Consider the following 16,146-nt stretch of genomic DNA (forward strand, 5'->3'; position numbering starts at 1 on the left):
GTATCTATGGTTGCCTGAAGTTTCAGGGCATTAAAAAAGGCACACATTGTGCCTGAAATCGCCCCACAACGCCAATGGCTGTTTTCGCTTCAGTTCAGCGCTACCCAGCGCTGGTTCACGAAAAGCTCGATCGGGCGGTACTGGGTCTTGTAGTTCATCTTCCGGCAATTCTTGATCCAGTAGCCCAGGTAGACGGCGTGCAGGTTCAGGCGCTCGGTCTCGGCGACCTGCCAGAGGATGGCGAATCGGCCGAGACTGCGGCGCTCCTCGTCCGGATCGTAGAAGGTATAGACCGCGGAGAGTCCGTTGGGCAGGACGTCAGTCACCGCGACGGCAAGCAGTCTGCCTTGGAGGCGGAACTCGAAGAAGCAGCTGAACGGCAGGTCACGCACGAGGAAGGTGGCGAACTGGTCGCGGCTGGGTGGGTACATGTCGCCGTCTGCATGGCGCTGCTCGATGTAGCGCATGTAGAGGGCGTAGTACTCCTCGGTGAAGGCGGGACGCTTGCGGACAACTTCCAGGTCGGCGTTGCGCTTGATGATGCGCTTCTGCTGGCGATTTGGTTGGAAGCCGGCGGCCGGAATGCGCGCCGGGATGCACGCGGTGCAGTGCTGGCAGTGCGGCCGGTAGAGATGCTCACCGCTGCGCCGGAAACCCACCTCGGACAGCGAGGCGTACAACTGCGCGTCCATGGGCTGGCTGGGGTCGAGGAACAGGGTGGTGGCCTGCTCCTCGGGCAGATAGCTGCATGGATGCGGTTGCGTGGCGTAAAACTTCAGGCGGGCGAGCTCGGTCATCTTCAACCCCTGCGAGGTCCCTCAGGCAAGTTTAAGACAGGCTGAGCGGGTCCGCCTGCGAAGTCCAGTCCTGCGATGGTGTTTCGTCGAGATGACGGCGCAGGTAGCTGGCGAATTCACGGCGGGAAATGGCGCGGGCGCCGAAACTGTGCAGGTGCTGGGTCGGCATCTGGCAGTCGATCATCACGAAGCCGGCGGCCTTCAGGCGCTGTACCAGAGTGACGAATGCGACCTTGGAGGCATTGTCGGCGCGGCTGAACATGGATTCGCCGAAGAACAGGCGGCCGATGGCCAGTCCGTAAAGCCCGCCGACCAGTTCATTGTCTTGCCAGGCCTCTGCCGAGTGGGCGACACCCAGGCGGTGCAGCTGGTAGTAGGCGTCCTGCATTGGTGTGGTGATCCAGGTGCCGTCCGCATAATCGCGCGGGCCGGCGCAGCCGTGGATGACCTGCTCGAAGGCCTGGTCGATGGTGACCTGATACTGCTGCTGGCGAATGAACTTGGCCAGGCTGCGGGAGACGTGCAGTTCTTCGGGAAACAGGACGGTGCGCGGGTCCGGTGACCACCAGAGGATCGGCTGGCCGTCCTGGTACCAGGGGAAGCAGCCATGGCGGTAGGCCTGGATCAGGCGCTGCGGGTTGAGGTCCCCGCCGGCCGCAAGCAGGCCGTTGGGCTCATGCAGGGCCTTGTCGAGGGGCGGGAAGTCGAAATTGCTGCGGGAAAGCCACTTGAGCATAGGGAGGAGGGGAGGGCGAGCCTCCCCTTGCGCCGATCAGTTGTCGTCGAGGAACTTTTCAGCGTCCAGCGCGGCCATGCAGCCGGCGCCGGCAGAGGTGATCGCCTGGCGGTAGACGTGGTCGGCCACGTCGCCGGCGGCGAATACGCCGTCGATGCTGGTCAGGGTTGCATTGCCTTCGGCACCGCCCTTGATCTTCAGGTAGCCGTCGTGCATCTCCAGTTGGCCCTTGAATAGGTCGGTGTTCGGCTTGTGGCCGATGGCGATGAACACGCCGGACAGGTCCAGTTGGCGGGTTTCGCCGCTTTCAGCGTCTTTCAGGCGGACGCCGATCACACCCATGTTGTCGCCGAGGACTTCGTCCAGGGTGGTGTTCCAGTGCAGGCGCACGTTGCCGTTCTTCGCCTTCTCGAACAGCTTGTCCTGCAGGATCTTCTCCGAGCGCAGCTTGTCGCGGCGGTGGATCAGGTGGACTTCCTTGGCGATGTTGGACAGGTACAGCGCCTCTTCCACGGCGGTATTGCCGCCGCCGACCACGCAGACCACCTGGTTGCGGTAGAAGAAGCCGTCACAGGTCGCGCAGGCGGAAACGCCCTTGCCCATGAAGGCCTCTTCCGAGGACATGCCCAGGTACTGGGCGGAGGCGCCGGTGGCGATGATCAGCGCGTCGCAGGTGTAGGTGCCGCTGTCGCCCTTGAGGGTGAAGGGCTTCTGCTGCAACTCGGCGGTGTGGATGTGGTCGTAGACGATCTCGGTATCGAAACGCTTGGCGTGCTGCTCCATGCGCTGCATCAGCGCCGGGCCGGTCAGGCCCTCGACGTCGCCGGGCCAGTTGTCGACCTCGGTGGTGGTGGTCAGCTGGCCGCCGGGCTGGATGCCGGTGATGACAACAGGCTTGAGGTTGGCGCGCGCGGCGTACACGGCCGCGGTGTAGCCCGCGGGGCCGGAGCCCAGGATGATCAGGCGCGAATGCTTGACTTCACTCATAAAAAGACTCCATAAGCCTTTGTCACGTAAGAGAATGCATGCTCCAATTGAGCAGCCGAAAAGCGGTGTTGGGCTATGCTACACCGAACCCCGGAAAGCCGGCAAAAGCGCAGTCAGGCACACCCGGGTTCGCTGGCATCGGCCGGCCAAAGCCGTACAATAGGCCCGTTTCGCGGCCCAACGACTCTCGGACGCGCGTATAGCGCAGGAATAGAAGCGTTTTGAAGGACACCACAGCAAGCCATGCTGCCGCCTGGCGCCAGCAACTGCATTACCGTCTGAAGGAAGGGGCCCTGATCGCGCTCGGCGCGCTCTGCCTTTACCTCTGGATGGCACTGCTCACCTACGATTCCTCCGATCCGGGCTGGAGCCACTCCAGCCACGTCGAGCAGGTGCAGAACGCGGCCGGCCGCCTGGGCGCGCTGAGCGCTGACATCCTGTTCATGGTGCTGGGCTATTTCGCCTACCTGTTTCCGCTGCTGCTGGCGGTGAAGACCTACCAGGTCTTCCGCAAGCGCCACATGGCCTGGGAGTGGAGCGGCTGGCTGTTCTCCTGGCGTCTGATCGGCCTGGTGTTCCTGGTCCTGTCCGGCTCCGCGCTGGCTTACATCCATTTCCACACCAGCGGTGCCCACATGCCGGCCACGGCTGGCGGGGCCCTGGGCGAGAGCCTGGGCCAACTGGGCATCAATGCGCTGAACGTGCAGGGCAGTACGCTGCTGTTCCTGGCGCTGTTCCTGTTCGGCATGACGGTGTTCGCCGACCTGTCCTGGTTCAAGGTGATGGACGTCACCGGCAAGATCACCCTCGATCTGTTCGAGCTCATCCATAACGCCACCAACCGCTGGTGGAGCGCCCGCAGCGAGCACAAGCAGCTCGTCGCCCAGTTGCGTGAAGTCGACGAACGTGTGGCCGAAGTCGCCGCGCCCATCGTTGCCGATCGCCGCGAGCAGGCCAAGGTCAAGGAACGCCTGATCGAGCGCGAGGAAGCGCTGGTCAAGAGCGTGCAGGAGCGCGAAAAGCGCGTGGCGCCGAAGATCGACGTCCCGCCGCCGCCCACCAAGCCGGCCGAGCCGAGCAAGCGCGTGCTGAAAGAGAAGCAGGCGCCGCTGTTCGTCGATACCGCCGTGGAAGGCACGCTGCCGCCGCTGTCGATCCTCGACCCGGCGTCGGAAAAGAAACAGAGCTACTCGCCCGAGTCCCTGGAGGCCATGTCGCGCCTGCTGGAGATCAAGCTCAAGGAGTTCGGTGTCGAGGTCATCGTCGAGTCCGTGCATCCGGGCCCGGTGATCACCCGTTTCGAAATCCAGCCAGCCGCCGGCGTGAAGGTCAGCCGCATCTCCAATCTGGCCAAGGACCTGGCGCGCTCGCTGGCGGTGATCAGCGTGCGCGTGGTGGAAGTCATCCCCGGCAAGACCACCGTCGGCATCGAGATTCCCAACGAAGACCGGCAGATGGTGCGCTTCTCCGAAGTGCTGATGACGCCGGAATACGACGAGCACAAGTCCACCGTGCCGCTGGCCCTGGGTCACGACATCGGCGGCAACCCGATCATCACCGACCTGGCGAAGATGCCGCACTTGTTGGTGGCCGGTACTACCGGTTCCGGTAAGTCGGTAGGCGTGAATGCCATGCTGTTGTCGATCCTGTTCAAGTCCACGCCCGAAGAGGCGCGGCTGATTATGATCGACCCGAAGATGCTGGAACTGTCGATCTACGAAGGCATTCCGCACCTGCTCTGCCCGGTGGTCACCGACATGAAGGAGGCCGCCAACGCGCTGCGCTGGAGCGTCGCCGAGATGGAGCGCCGCTACAAGCTGATGGCGGCCATGGGCGTGCGGAACCTCGCAGGCTTCAACCGCAAGGTGAAGGACGCGGAGGAAGCCGGCACCCCGCTGACCGACCCGCTGTACCGCCGCGAGAGCATGGAAGACGAAGCGCCACTGCTGCAGACGCTGCCGACCATCGTGGTGGTGGTCGACGAATTCGCCGACATGATGATGATCGTCGGCAAGAAGGTGGAAGAGCTGATCGCCCGTATCGCCCAGAAGGCGCGTGCGGCGGGCATCCACCTGATCCTCGCGACCCAGCGTCCGTCGGTGGACGTGATCACTGGCCTGATCAAGGCGAACATTCCGACCCGTATCGCCTTCCAGGTTTCCAGCAAGATCGACTCGCGCACCATCCTCGACCAGGGCGGCGCCGAACAACTGCTGGGGCACGGTGACATGCTCTACCTGCCGCCGGGCACCGGCCTGCCGATCCGCGTCCATGGCGCTTTCGTCTCCGACGACGAAGTACACCGCGTCGTCGAGGCGTGGAAGCTGCGTGGCGCGCCGAACTACATCGAGGACATCCTCGCTGGCGCCGAAGAGGGCGGTGGCGGTTCGTTCGAGGGCGGTGGTGGCGGCGAAGGCGGCGAGGGCAGCGAGGACGATCCGCTCTACGACGAGGCCGTGCGCTTCGTGACCGAAAGCCGCCGGGCTTCGATCTCCGCCGTGCAGCGCAAGCTGAAGATCGGCTACAACCGCGCCGCGCGGATGATCGAGGCAATGGAGATGGCTGGCGTGGTCACTCCGATGAATACCAATGGCTCGCGCGAAGTAATGGCGCCGGCCCCGATCCGTGATTGATTCGACTTCGAGGATTTCGATGCGTCTGATCCGCCTGTTGTTCGTTGCTGCGCTGGCTGTTGCCGGCGTCCAGGCCCATGCCGACGAGGCTGCTGCGCAGCGCCTGAGCGGGATGCTCACCAAGGCACAGACAATGACCGCGCGCTTTTCCCAGTTGACCCTGGACGGCAGCGGCACCCGCCTGCAGGAAACCGCCGGCACCCTGGGCCTGAAACGTCCGGGGCTGTTCCGCTGGCACACCGATGCTCCGAACGAGCAGCTGTTGATCTCCAATGGCGAGAAAATCTGGCTGTACGACCCGGACCTGGAACAGGTGACCATTCAGAAGCTCGACCAGCGCCTGACCCAGACCCCGGCGTTGCTGCTCTCCGGTGATGTGTCGAAGATCGGCCAGAGCTTCGACATCACCGCCAAAGATGGCGGCAACGTGGTCGACTTCACCCTCAAGCCGAAGTCCAAGGACACCCTGTTCGACAGCCTGCGGATTTCCTTCCGCAGTAGCGTGGTGAACGACATGCAGCTGATCGACAGCGTCGGCCAGCGTACCAACATCCTGTTCTTCGACGTGAAGATGAACGAGGCGATGGACGCCAAGCAATTCGTCTTCGAGGTGCCCAAGGGCGTCGACGTCATCCAGGAGTGACCGGTACTGCGCGCCTGCGTCAAGTCCCCAGCTTTGAGTGATAAATAGGTAAGACCTTGGATCTGTTCCGCTCCGCCCCCGTTTCCCAGCCCTTGGCCGCGCGCCTGCGCGCGACCAGCCTGGACGAGTACGTCGGCCAGGAGCACCTGCTCGCCCGCGGCAAGCCGCTGCGCGAGGCGCTGGAGCAGGGCGCGCTGCACTCGATGATCTTCTGGGGCCCGCCTGGGGTCGGCAAAACGACTCTGGCGAAGCTGCTGGCCCAGGTCACCGACGCGCACTTCGAGACCATCTCGGCGGTGCTCTCTGGCGTGAAGGAAATCCGCCAGTCGGTGGAAGTGGCCAAGCAGCACGCCGCGCAGTACGGCCGCCGCACCATCCTCTTCGTCGACGAAGTGCACCGCTTCAACAAGAGCCAGCAGGATGCCTTCCTGCCCTATGTTGAAGACGGCACGCTGATCTTCATTGGCGCGACAACCGAGAACCCGTCTTTCGAGCTGAATAACGCGCTGCTCTCCCGCGCCCGCGTCTATGTGCTGAAAAGCCTGGACGAAGCAGCCCTGCGCCGACTGGTCGAGCGCGCGCTGACCGAGGAGAAGGGGCTGGGCAAGCGCAACCTGAGCCTGCCTGACGACAGCTTCGCCATCCTCATGGCTGCCGCCGATGGCGATGGCCGGCGCCTGCTCAACCTGCTGGAGAACGCCTCCGACCTCGCCGAGGACAACGGCGAGATCAGTGCCGAGCTGCTGCAGAACCTGCTGGGCGATTCGCGCCGGCGCTTCGACAAGGGCGGTGAGGCCTTCTACGACCAGATCAGCGCGCTGCACAAGTCGGTGCGCGGCTCCAGCCCTGATGGCGCGCTGTACTGGTATTCGCGCATGCTCGATGGCGGCTGCGATCCGCTGTACATCGCCCGTCGCGTAGTGCGCATGGCCAGCGAGGATATCGGCAATGCCGATCCGCGCGCCCTGACCCTGTGCTTGCACGCCTGGGATGTGCAGGAGCGCCTCGGCAGCCCCGAAGGTGAATTGGCGATTGCGCAGGCTATCGTGTACCTGGCCTGCGCGCCGAAGAGCAATGCCGTCTACAACGCCTACAACACGGCGCGCCGTGACGTGGCGGAGAGCGGTTCGCTGGAAGTGCCGCTGCATCTGCGCAACGCACCGACCAAGCTGATGAAGAACCTGGGCTATGGCGACGAGTACCGTTATGCCCATGATGAGCCGGATGCCTATGCGGCCGGAGAAGACTACTTCCCCGAGTCCATGGAACCGCGCCAGTATTACCAACCCGTGCCGCGCGGGCTCGAACTGAAGATCGGCGAAAAGCTGCGCCACCTGGCCAGCCTCGACAAGGCCAGTTCCCGCCGTCGCAGAAAATCCTGAAGTGGCGCCCGCGGGCGCCGCCTGACACTAGACACGAGAAGACACCATGCTCGATTCCAAACTGGTTCGTACCCAGCCGCAGGAAGTGGCCGAACGCCTGGCCACTCGCGGCTTCACCCTGGACGTGGCGCGCATCGAAGCGCTGGAGAGCCAGCGCAAATCCGTGCAGACCCGCACCGAGACGCTGCAGGCCGAGCGCAACTCGCGCTCCAAGGCCATCGGCCAGGCCATGAAGAATGGTGAAGACGTCGCGCCGCTGAAGGCCGAGGTCAACCGCATGGCCGAGGAGCTGGAATCCGGCAAGCGCGAGCTGGACGCCATCCAGGCCGAGCTGGACAGCCTGCTGCTGAACATTCCCAACCTGCCGCACGAGTCTGTGCCGGTGGGCGCTGACGAGGAAGAGAACGTCGAAGTCCGTCGTTGGGGAACCCCGCGCACCTTCGATTTCGACATCAAGGACCACGTCGCCCTCGGTGAGCAGCACGGCTGGCTGGACTTCGAGACCGCCGCCCGCCTGTCCGGTGCCCGCTTTGCGCTGATGCGCGGCCCGATCGCCCGCCTGCACCGCGCCCTGGCGCAGTTCATGATCGACCTGCACACCCGCGAACACGGCTACGAAGAGGCCTACACCCCGTACCTGGTGCAGGCTCCGGCGCTGCAAGGCACCGGCCAGCTGCCGAAGTTCGAGGAAGACCTGTTCAAGATCCAGCGCGAAGACGAAGCGGACCTGTACCTGATCCCGACCGCCGAAGTCTCGCTGACCAACATCGTTGCCGGCCAGATCCTCGATGCGAAGGAGCTGCCGCTGAAGTTCGTCGCTCACACGCCCTGCTTCCGCAGCGAAGCCGGTGCGTCGGGCCGCGATACCCGCGGCATGATCCGCCAGCACCAGTTCGACAAGGTCGAGATGGTGCAGATCGTCGAGCCGTCCAAGTCCTGGGAGGCCCTGGAAAGCCTGGTTGGCAACGCCGAGAAGGTCCTTCAGGCCCTGGAGCTGCCGTACCGCGCCCTGGCGCTGTGTACTGGCGACATGGGCTTCGGCGCGGCCAAGACCTATGACCTCGAAGTATGGGTGCCGAGCCAGGACAAGTACCGCGAGATTTCCTCCTGCTCCAACTGCGGCGACTTCCAGGCCCGCCGCATGCAGGCGCGCTACCGCAACCCGGAGACCGGCAAGCCGGAGCTGGTGCACACCCTCAACGGCTCGGGCCTGGCCGTGGGCCGCACCCTGGTCGCCGTGCTGGAGAACTACCAGCAGGCCGACGGCTCGATCCGTGTACCGGAAGTGCTCAAGCCGTACATGGCGGGCATCGAGGTCATCGGCTGAGATGGACTTCCTGCCGCTGTTCCACATCCTGCGCGGACGTCGCGCGCTACTGGTCGGCGGCGGTGATGTCGCACTGCGCAAGGCGCGCCTGCTGAGAGACGCCGGCGCAGTGCTGCGAGTCGTGGCTCCGGAAGTGCATTCGGAGCTGCGTGAGCTGATCGAAGAGGGCGCGGGCGAATTGCTCCTGCGCCCCTACGCTCAGGGTGATCTTCAGGATTGCGTTCTGGTCATCGCCGCCACCGACGATGAGCCGCTCAATGCCCAGGTTTCCCGCGACGCCAACGAGCGTGGCGTTCCGGTCAATGTCGTCGATGCGCCGGCCCTGTGCAGTGTGATCTTCCCGGCCATTGTCGACCGCTCGCCACTGGTGGTGGCGGTTTCCAGTGGCGGCGACGCGCCGGTGCTGGCGCGCCTGCTGCGCGCCAAGCTGGAAACCTGGATTCCCGCGACCTATGGCCAGCTGGCCGATCTTGCCAGCCGCTTCCGCGAGCGCGTGAAGCAGCGCCTGCCGGACCTGCAGCAGCGCCGCAAGTTCTGGGAGGAGGTGTTCCAGGGCCCGGTCGCCGAGCGCATGATCGCCGGCCAGCCAAGCGAAGCCGAGCGCCTGCTGGCGGACAAGCTGGAATCGCCGCAGGCGGAGTCTCGCGGTGAGGTCTATCTGGTTGGCGCCGGTCCGGGCGATCCCGACCTGCTGACCTTCCGCGCCCTGCGCCTGATGCAGCAGGCCGACGTGGTGCTCTACGACCGCCTCGTTGCGCCGGCCATCCTCGAGTTGTGTCGCCGTGACGCGGACCGACTCTACGTCGGCAAGCGCCGTGCGGACCACGCCGTGCCGCAGGACGAGATCAATCGCAAGCTGGTCGAGCTGGCCCAGCAGGGCAAGCGCGTGCTGCGCCTGAAGGGCGGCGACCCGTTCATCTTCGGACGAGGTGGCGAGGAAATCGACGAACTGGCAGCCAATGGCATCCCATTCCAGGTTGTGCCGGGCATTACGGCGGCCAGCGGTTGCGCGGCCTATGCCGGTATTCCGCTGACTCATCGTGACTACGCGCAGTCCGTGCGCTTCGTGACGGGCCACCTGAAAGACGGCAGCACCGACCTGCCGTGGAACGATCTGGTCGCCCCCGGGCAGACCCTGGTGTTCTACATGGGCCTGGTTGGCTTGCCGGTCATTTGCGAGCAACTGGTGCGTCATGGTCGTTCCGCCGATACGCCGGCGGCGCTCATCCAGCAGGGCACCACAGTGCACCAGCGCGTGTTCACTGGCACCCTGGCAAACCTGCCGGAGCTGGTGGCCGAGCATGAAGTGCATGCACCGACTCTGGTGATTGTCGGGGAAGTGGTGCAGCTGCGTGAGAAGCTGGCGTGGTTCGAGGGGCAGCAGTGATATCCCCGCGCGTTGCGATCCTGGGCGCTGCGTGTGCGCTGGGTTGCATCGCCTTGCCAGCCCATGCGGCCAGCTTCGACTGCAAGAAGGCCAAGCAGGCGGACGAGAAGGCCATCTGCGCGGATCGCCAGCTTTCCGAGATGGATGTGCAGGTGGCGACCACCTACCGCCTGCTGCGCGGCCTGTTCGCCATGGGCATGCGCGGAAACCTGGGTGACTCCCAGCTCGCCTGGCTGGAGCAGCGCCGCGCCTGCGGCGCCAACAAGGCCTGCCTCAAGCAGCGCTACCAGGAACGCCTGGACGCGCTGCAGAAGGTCTACGACGGTATCGACAAACCGATCTGACTCGGTACTCCTGCAGGCGCGGACCTTGTCCGTGAATCGCGGTGTGGCCCGCTCCTACAGGTGCAGTGCTGCTCGTCAGCCCTTGTGCGCAATACCTTTGCCCGGCAGGTGGCCCCGTCCGTGCGGTCCGGTGAAGTCCTGCAGGGGGCCGAGCGGCACGACGCCGGTCGGGTTGATGGTGCGGTGGCTGGCGTAGTAGTGGTTCTTGATGTGCTGGAAATCCACGGTTCCGGCAACGCCCTCCAGTTGATACAGCTCGCGCAGCCAGCCGGACAGATTCGGGTAGTCCGCCAGGCGCCGTAGGTTGCACTTGAAGTGGCCGTGGTAGACCGCGTCGAAGCGGATCAGTGTGGTGAACAGCCGCACGTCGGCTTCGGTCAGGTATTCACCGGCCAGGTAGCGCTGCTTGCTCAGGCGCTCTTCCAGCCAATCCAGTTCGTTGAACAGGGTCTTGAAGGCCTCTTCGTAGGCGTCTTGCGTCGTCGCGAAACCGGCGCGGTACACGCCGTTGTTCACTGCCGGGTAGATGCGCTCATTCAGTTCGTCGATCTGCGCGCGCAGCGGCTCCGGGTAGAGGTCCAGCGGGTTGCCGGTGATGCCGTCGAAGGCGCTGTTGAACATGCGGATGATCTCCGCCGATTCGTTGCTGACGATGCGTTGCTCGTGTTTGTCCCACAGCACCGGCACGGTCACGCGGCCGGTGTAGTTCGCGTCGTCCTTGGTGTAGCGCTGATGGAGGAAGGTCAGGCCGTCGAGCTTGTCGCCCGTGGAGCCGAGGGCTTTGTCGAAGGTCCAGCCGTTTTCCAGCATCAGCCAGCTGACCACCGAGACGTCGATCAGCGATTCCAGGCCCTTGAGCTGGCGGTAGATCAGCGTGCGGTGGGCCCAGGGGCAGGCCAGGGATACATAGAGGTGATAGCGGCCGGCTTCGGCGCGGAAGCCGCCTTCGCCGGTGGGGCCGGGTTGGCCGTCGGCGGTAACCCAGTTGCGGCGCTGCGCGTTCTCGCGCTGGAAGCGGCCGTCCTTGCTGGTGTCATACCACTGGTCATGCCAGCGGCCATCAATCAACTGTCCCATCTCATTGCTCCAGAACACGGGGGAGATGGGACCAGTCTATCGGCTATGGCTCGATTGTTTAGCGCAAAAACAGGATTCCAAGTATCGATTAAATCGATTTATCCCGCGCAGCCCAGCGCTTGCCAGCTTCCGCGAAGGCTTCGTCGCGCTGCATTCCCATGGCGCGCAGGGCGAGTGCCATGGTCGCGCGGACGGCCAGTTCGCCGTAGGCGTCTTCGGCTTCGCCGCGCCAGAAGGCGGCCAGGTGTGCCGGGTCCAGCGTTTCTGGCTTGACGTGGCGCAGCGGCGACAGCGCCGGCCACTCTTCGTCCCAGGCTTCGCCGTCGCGGCAACCATAGAGGTGGGAGGTGGCGTCCGGGTTCATCTCGATCTCGCCGCCTTCACCTTTGATGACGATGGCGTAGTCGCCGAGCAGGCGGCTGCCCTCGCGGTGCACCTCCTGGTAGCCGGGGTGGAAAATGCTCTGCAGTACGCAGGTAGCGCTTAGCGGGTTGAGCAGGCGCACGGCCGAGTGCATGGGGGAGCGCAGACCCAGGGTATTGCGCAGGTCGATCATGTGCTGCAGGCGCGGCATCCAATCGACCAGCGGGGCGAAGGCGATACCTTTGGCGTCCAGTGCCTGGCTGACCGAGCTCCAGTCGCGACACAGTGGCAGACCGAGCTGCTTGAGCAGCTGTTCGCTGTAGACACGGCCAGCCGTATGCGCGCCGCCGCCATGCAAGAGGATACGGGTGCCGCTGCCACCCAGGCACTTGGCGGCCAGCAGGTACCAGGGCAGGTGACGCTTCTTGCCGGCGTAGCTGGGCCAGTCGAGGTCCACGGCGATCTTCGGTGCCTGCAGGCGGGAGCGTACGGCCTCGGTAAAGCCGGCGAGTTCCTCGGCGCTTTCTTCCTTGTGCCGCAGCAACATCAGGAAGGCACCCAGCTGCGCTTCCTCGACCTTGTCGTCGAGGATCATGCCGAGGGCTTCGCGGGCTTCCTCGCGGGTCAGGCCGCGCGCGCCGCGCTTGCCTTTGCCCAGGATGCGGACGAACTGGGCGAAGGGGTGTTCGGCGGGGGGCTGCAGGACAAGCGGGGAGGTGGTCATAGGCAATTGGTCGGCTTCGGCAGGCCGGCGAGCTTGGCGGCAAGCTTGGCCGGTGTGCCCTTGAACAGGAGGTTGAGGTGCAGGCTGCTGCCCTTTTCCGCGCCCAGCTTCTGGGCGACGTACTTGATCAGCGGACGGTTGGCCGGCGAGAGCTGGAACTCGCCGTAGAACTCGCGCAGCAGCAGGAGGATTTCCCAGTGCTCGGGAGTCAGGTGGATGCCCTCGTTGTGTGCCAGGACCTCGGCGGCGACGTCGCTCCAGTCGTTCAGGTCGACGAGGTAGCCGTCCTTGTCCAGCGGCAGGGAGTGGCCGTTGACCAGTAGGGTGCTCATAGCCAGGCGTTCACCTTGTCGAAACGGGTGCAGAGCTCGACGAAGCCGGGGTAATCCACGGCAACGACGCGGGCGGGTACATCATCCATGCCGCGGGCCTGCAGGTCCTCCAGCAGGGCGAAGAGCACATTGGCGGCGGGCATCAGCTCCAGTGCCTGGCAAGGGGCGGTGCCCTCGCGCAGGGAGTAGACGGCTTCGCCAGTCAGCAGCAGGCCATCGTCCGGGCCGAGCAGGTGCAGGCAGCTGGCGAGCCGGCCGTCATTGAAGGGAGAGTGCGAGAGCAGGTGGAGAGTAGCCATCAGATCGTGATCACCTGGTCATGGGTTTGCAGCAGGCTGCGCAGGGCGGCATCGTCCAGCGCCTGGACGGGCAGGGTCAGGCTCGCGCCGTCCAATCCGCGTTCGGTAAGGCTGCGGCTGCTGGTATAGAGCGCTTCCACGCCGAACAGCGGCAGGGCTTGCAGATTCGCCTGCAGGTCCTTCTGTTCAACTGTGCTGGGACGCTGGTCGGGAGCGAGCTGGAACACACCGTCATCGAGAAAGAGCATCGAGATCGGCAGATCGAAGGCGCCGCCAGCCAGGGCGATATCCAGCGCCTCGCGGGCGGCGGGGCCGGCCCAGGGCGCCTGACGGCTGATGATCAGCAGGGACTTGGCCATCAGTTGCCTCCGAAGCAGACCAGACGGTCCGCCAGTTGCGCTGCCTCATGCAGTTGGCCAAGGCCGGAAAGATCCCAGGGCGCCTGCAGGTTCGCGGCGGGACGGGAATAGCGGTTGGCTTCCTCTGGATTGAGCACGCCCCGACGCAGCGCAGCGGCAATGCAGACCACTCCGTCCAGTTGGTGATCGGCGACGAAGCGCGACCAGGCGGCGGCGACGTCCAGTTCATCCTGGCTGGTGACGGTGTTTGCCGAGGCGCTGTGCACGCCGTCCTGGTAGAAGAACAGCCGGGTGATTTCATGGCCGCCGGCCAATGCAGCCTCGGCGAAGCGCAGGGCGCGGCGGGCTGCCGGCGAATGCGGCGGGGAGAAAAGGGCGATGACGAACTTCATGGAGCGGGCCTGATCGGCGAATTTTCGCTGGATGATACGGCGCTATGCAGATGTTTGCCGCGCCGAAAATGAAAAAAGCCCGTCGAGACGGGCTTTTTCCTGGGAGGCGCGAGGATCAGTCGTCGCTGCCCATGATGCCGAAGATCTGCAACAGGCTGATGAACAGGTTGTAGATCGACACGTACAGGCTGATGGTGGCCATGATGTAGTTGCGTTCGCCACCGTGGATGATCGCGCTGGTCTGGAACAGGATCATCGCCGAGGAGAACAGCACGAAGCCGGCGCTGATGGCCAGTTGCAAGCCGCTGATCTGGAAGAAGAGCGAGACCAGGACGGCGCCCAGCAGCACGAAGAAGCCCGCAGTGATGAAGCCGGACAGGAAGCTCATGTCCTTGCGGGTAGTGAGTACGTAGGCGGAAAGGCCGAAGAACACCAGGGCAGTCATGAAGAAGGCCGAGGAGATGATACTCGCGCCGTTGGCCATGCCCAGGTACATGTTCAGGATCGGGCCGAGGGTGTAGCCCATGAAGCCGGTGAGCGCGAAGGTGCTGACCAGGCCCCAGGCGCTGTTGCGCAGCTTCACGGTGAGGAAGAACAGGCCATAGAAGCCCAGCAGCACCACGAAGAAGCTGGGGTAGGGCAGACGCATCTGCTGCGAGGCGAAGGCCACCAGGCCGCTGAAGGCCAGAGTCAGGGCCAGCAGGCCGTAGGTATTGCGCAGGACGCCGCTGACCTCTTTCTGCTCCACGGCTGTGGAGTCGAGATATTGCCGTTCTTGCATGTCGAGACACTCCTGTTAAGCGGGATACGGATCCATGACCGTAGTGGTGCTCATCATAACAGAGGGAAAAGCGCGCTGAATCATCAGAGTTTGACAGTGTGTTGCGATCCGGTAATATTGCCGCCCGCTCATGTGGAAGCGTGGCCGAGTGGTTTAAGGCAACGGTCTTGAAAACCGTCGACGGGCAACTGTCCTAGAGTTCGAATCTCTACGCTTCCGCCACTATTACAACGTTGAAAGCCCCGCCATGCGGGGCTTTCGCGTTTTTGGCGATCAAGCACCGCTTGTGGAATTTTCTTCCAATTTCACGTCGTACTCATGGCAATTGCATTGCACAAGTTGAACAACGTCAGAAAAGGCAGTCATCCCGATCGATGATTCTGTAGGACGTTGATCCGCTCAGTTAAACTTCAAGTACCACCTTCCGGAAAATCCTGAATGAACCAAGTCGAAGATCTCGAGCGGCAGATGCGCGAAGCGCTTGGCGTTGCTCCGAAGAAAGTGAAAACCACTCGCGAAGCCAGCAACCCCATGCGGGGCTATCTGATTGTTCTCAGCGTGCGCGCAGAAAGTGGGCCCGCCTTCCGCTTCGAGCATCGTTCGCGCTCGCTGAGTCGCACCGAGGCGATCCTCGAAGCGGAAAAGGCAGCGCGCGCAGCAGGCTACAAGCCGTGGGCCCTGCTGGATGCCGTCGAAGCCTGAGTTCCACCTGCATTGCAGTCGATCCTTCCTGGCAGGGAAATTTCCGGTACGGCCGTCCTAGACGGTCTGGCAGGCATCTGTCAGCATTTATCCCGCCTGCGCTGCATTTCTCTGGCGCTTGCATTTTGGCGAACCGCTTCCAAGCTAGGTCGTAGAGCCGCTTTCTGTTAAGGTTCGGCAATTGTTCGAGGTCCCTTTTCGGGGCTCACCATTCCATTCTGTGCAAGGGGTGCTGCGTGATTAAGGTGCTGGTGGTCGATGATCACGATCTGGTGCGCACCGGAATTACCCGCATGCTGGCTGATATCGACGGCCTGCAGGTCGTCGGGCAGGCCGACTCCGGCGAGCGTGGATTGCAACTGGCTCGCGAGCTCAAGCCCGATGTTGTGCTGATGGACGTGAAGATGCCCGGCATCGGCGGCCTGGAAGCCACCCGAAAACTGCTGCGTAGCCAGCCCGACGTGCGCGTCGTGGTAGTGACAGTGTGTGAGGAAGACCCGTTCCCGACTCGCCTGATGCAAGCCGGCGCGGCTGGCTATCTTACCAAGGGCGCGGCTCTGGATGAGATGGTCCAGGCGATTCGCCAGGTGTTTGCCGGCCAGCGCTATATCAGCCCGCAGATCGCCCAGAACCTGGCGCTGAAGTCCTTTGAGCCGGAAAGAAATGCATCGCCGTTCGACACCCTGTCCGAGCGCGAGATCCAGATCGCACTGATGATCGCCAACTGCCAGAAGGTACAGAGCATCTCGGACAAGCTGTGCCTCTCGCCCAAGACCGTGAATACCTACCGCTACCGCATTTTCGAGAAGCTCTCGATCACCAGTGACGTCGAGTTGGCGTTGCTGGCTGTCCGGCACGGCATGGTCGACGCCAGCAACTGA

At 63.9% G+C, this 16,146-nt stretch carries 18 protein-coding genes and 1 tRNA gene; 9 read left to right on the forward strand and 10 right to left on the reverse strand.

All coding sequences use genetic code 11. From position 1 onward, the window contains the following. Nucleotides 1-89: 89 nt before the first annotated feature. The 3 genes from IB255_RS24235 to trxB are packed head-to-tail and all read right to left on the reverse strand — an operon-like array spanning nt 90 to nt 2,520. Nucleotides 90-797, reverse strand: a complete 708-nt coding sequence (locus IB255_RS24235; RefSeq protein WP_081520475.1) for an arginyltransferase — start codon at nt 795-797, stop codon at nt 90-92. Between the two features lie 31 nt (nt 798-828). Beyond that, entirely contained in the window at nt 829-1,533 is a 705-nt protein-coding gene (gene aat, locus IB255_RS24240; protein WP_081520474.1) for a leucyl/phenylalanyl-tRNA--protein transferase, read from the reverse strand. 36 nt (nt 1,534-1,569) lie between these two features. Further along, on the reverse strand, nt 1,570-2,520 hold the full coding sequence (gene trxB, locus IB255_RS24245; RefSeq protein ID WP_081520473.1) for a thioredoxin-disulfide reductase: 951 nt from the start codon (nt 2,518-2,520) through the stop codon (nt 1,570-1,572). A 221-nt stretch (nt 2,521-2,741) separates the two neighbouring features. Here trxB and ftsK point away from each other — a divergent pair, with 221 nt between their 5' ends. The 6 genes from ftsK to IB255_RS24275 are packed head-to-tail and all read left to right on the forward strand — an operon-like array spanning nt 2,742 to nt 10,236. Next, nucleotides 2,742-5,153, forward strand: coding sequence for a DNA translocase FtsK (gene ftsK, locus IB255_RS24250; protein WP_081520472.1), 2,412 nt, complete (start codon nt 2,742-2,744; stop codon nt 5,151-5,153). A gap of 19 nt (nt 5,154-5,172) precedes the next feature. Continuing rightward, entirely contained in the window at nt 5,173-5,796 is a 624-nt protein-coding gene (gene lolA / locus IB255_RS24255) for an outer membrane lipoprotein chaperone LolA (protein WP_081520471.1), read from the forward strand. A 56-nt stretch (nt 5,797-5,852) separates the two neighbouring features. Then, the gene (locus IB255_RS24260; RefSeq protein ID WP_081520470.1) at nt 5,853-7,178 is read left to right on the forward strand and encodes a replication-associated recombination protein A; all 1,326 of its coding nucleotides are present in this window, start codon (nt 5,853-5,855) and stop codon (nt 7,176-7,178) included. A 46-nt stretch (nt 7,179-7,224) separates the two neighbouring features. Then, nucleotides 7,225-8,505: a serine--tRNA ligase gene (serS, locus tag IB255_RS24265; RefSeq protein WP_081520469.1), complete on the forward strand. Its 1,281-nt coding sequence runs from the start codon at nt 7,225-7,227 to the stop codon at nt 8,503-8,505. A 1-nt stretch (nt 8,506) separates the two neighbouring features. Beyond that, the gene (gene cysG / locus IB255_RS24270; protein ID WP_081520468.1) at nt 8,507-9,892 is read left to right on the forward strand and encodes a siroheme synthase CysG; all 1,386 of its coding nucleotides are present in this window, start codon (nt 8,507-8,509) and stop codon (nt 9,890-9,892) included. A 53-nt stretch (nt 9,893-9,945) separates the two neighbouring features. Next, nucleotides 9,946-10,236, forward strand: a complete 291-nt coding sequence (locus IB255_RS24275) for a lysozyme inhibitor LprI family protein (protein WP_225594993.1) — start codon at nt 9,946-9,948, stop codon at nt 10,234-10,236. A gap of 75 nt (nt 10,237-10,311) precedes the next feature. On the opposite strand, the gene IB255_RS24280 is transcribed toward IB255_RS24275, so the two are convergent. The 7 genes from IB255_RS24280 to IB255_RS24310 all read right to left on the reverse strand — a co-directional run bounded on the left by IB255_RS24280 (nt 10,312) and on the right by IB255_RS24310 (nt 14,563). Continuing rightward, nucleotides 10,312-11,313: a glutathione S-transferase family protein gene (locus IB255_RS24280; protein ID WP_081520467.1), complete on the reverse strand. Its 1,002-nt coding sequence runs from the start codon at nt 11,311-11,313 to the stop codon at nt 10,312-10,314. An 88-nt stretch (nt 11,314-11,401) separates the two neighbouring features. Next, nucleotides 11,402-12,400 (reverse strand): glycosyl transferase family protein, encoded by a 999-nt coding sequence (locus IB255_RS24285; RefSeq protein WP_081520466.1) that lies wholly within the window; start codon nt 12,398-12,400, stop codon nt 11,402-11,404. After that, the gene (locus tag IB255_RS24290; RefSeq protein WP_081520465.1) at nt 12,397-12,732 is read right to left on the reverse strand and encodes a TusE/DsrC/DsvC family sulfur relay protein; all 336 of its coding nucleotides are present in this window, start codon (nt 12,730-12,732) and stop codon (nt 12,397-12,399) included. Before IB255_RS24290 ends, IB255_RS24285 begins: the two co-directional genes overlap by 4 nt. Next, on the reverse strand, nt 12,729-13,034 hold the full coding sequence (gene tusB, locus IB255_RS24295) for a sulfurtransferase complex subunit TusB (RefSeq protein WP_139791686.1): 306 nt from the start codon (nt 13,032-13,034) through the stop codon (nt 12,729-12,731). The genes IB255_RS24290 and tusB overlap by 4 nt, the downstream gene beginning before the upstream one ends. Beyond that, nucleotides 13,031-13,390 (reverse strand): sulfurtransferase complex subunit TusC, encoded by a 360-nt coding sequence (tusC, locus tag IB255_RS24300; RefSeq protein WP_081520463.1) that lies wholly within the window; start codon nt 13,388-13,390, stop codon nt 13,031-13,033. The genes tusB and tusC overlap by 4 nt, the downstream gene beginning before the upstream one ends. Then, nucleotides 13,390-13,782 (reverse strand): sulfurtransferase complex subunit TusD, encoded by a 393-nt coding sequence (tusD, locus tag IB255_RS24305; protein WP_081520462.1) that lies wholly within the window; start codon nt 13,780-13,782, stop codon nt 13,390-13,392. The genes tusC and tusD overlap by 1 nt, the downstream gene beginning before the upstream one ends. 115 nt (nt 13,783-13,897) lie before the next feature. After that, a complete protein-coding gene (locus IB255_RS24310) occupies nt 13,898-14,563 on the reverse strand; it encodes a Bax inhibitor-1/YccA family protein (RefSeq protein ID WP_024765156.1) in 666 nt (221 codons plus the stop codon). A 134-nt stretch (nt 14,564-14,697) separates the two neighbouring features. Between IB255_RS24310 and IB255_RS24315 the strand changes: the two genes are divergently transcribed. The 3 genes from IB255_RS24315 to uvrY all read left to right on the forward strand — a co-directional run bounded on the left by IB255_RS24315 (nt 14,698) and on the right by uvrY (nt 16,146). After that, nucleotides 14,698-14,785 (forward strand) — tRNA-Ser (locus tag IB255_RS24315). A gap of 216 nt (nt 14,786-15,001) precedes the next feature. Continuing rightward, entirely contained in the window at nt 15,002-15,265 is a 264-nt protein-coding gene (locus tag IB255_RS24320) for a hypothetical protein (RefSeq protein ID WP_225594994.1), read from the forward strand. Nucleotides 15,266-15,501: 236 nt separating this feature from the next. Continuing rightward, complete coding sequence (gene uvrY / locus IB255_RS24325; RefSeq protein WP_192210959.1) at nt 15,502-16,146, forward strand: UvrY/SirA/GacA family response regulator transcription factor; 645 nt, start codon at nt 15,502-15,504, stop codon at nt 16,144-16,146.

This window comes from Pseudomonas sp. PDM22 (genome assembly GCF_014851965.1).
Lineage (GTDB): Bacteria > Pseudomonadota > Gammaproteobacteria > Pseudomonadales > Pseudomonadaceae > Pseudomonas.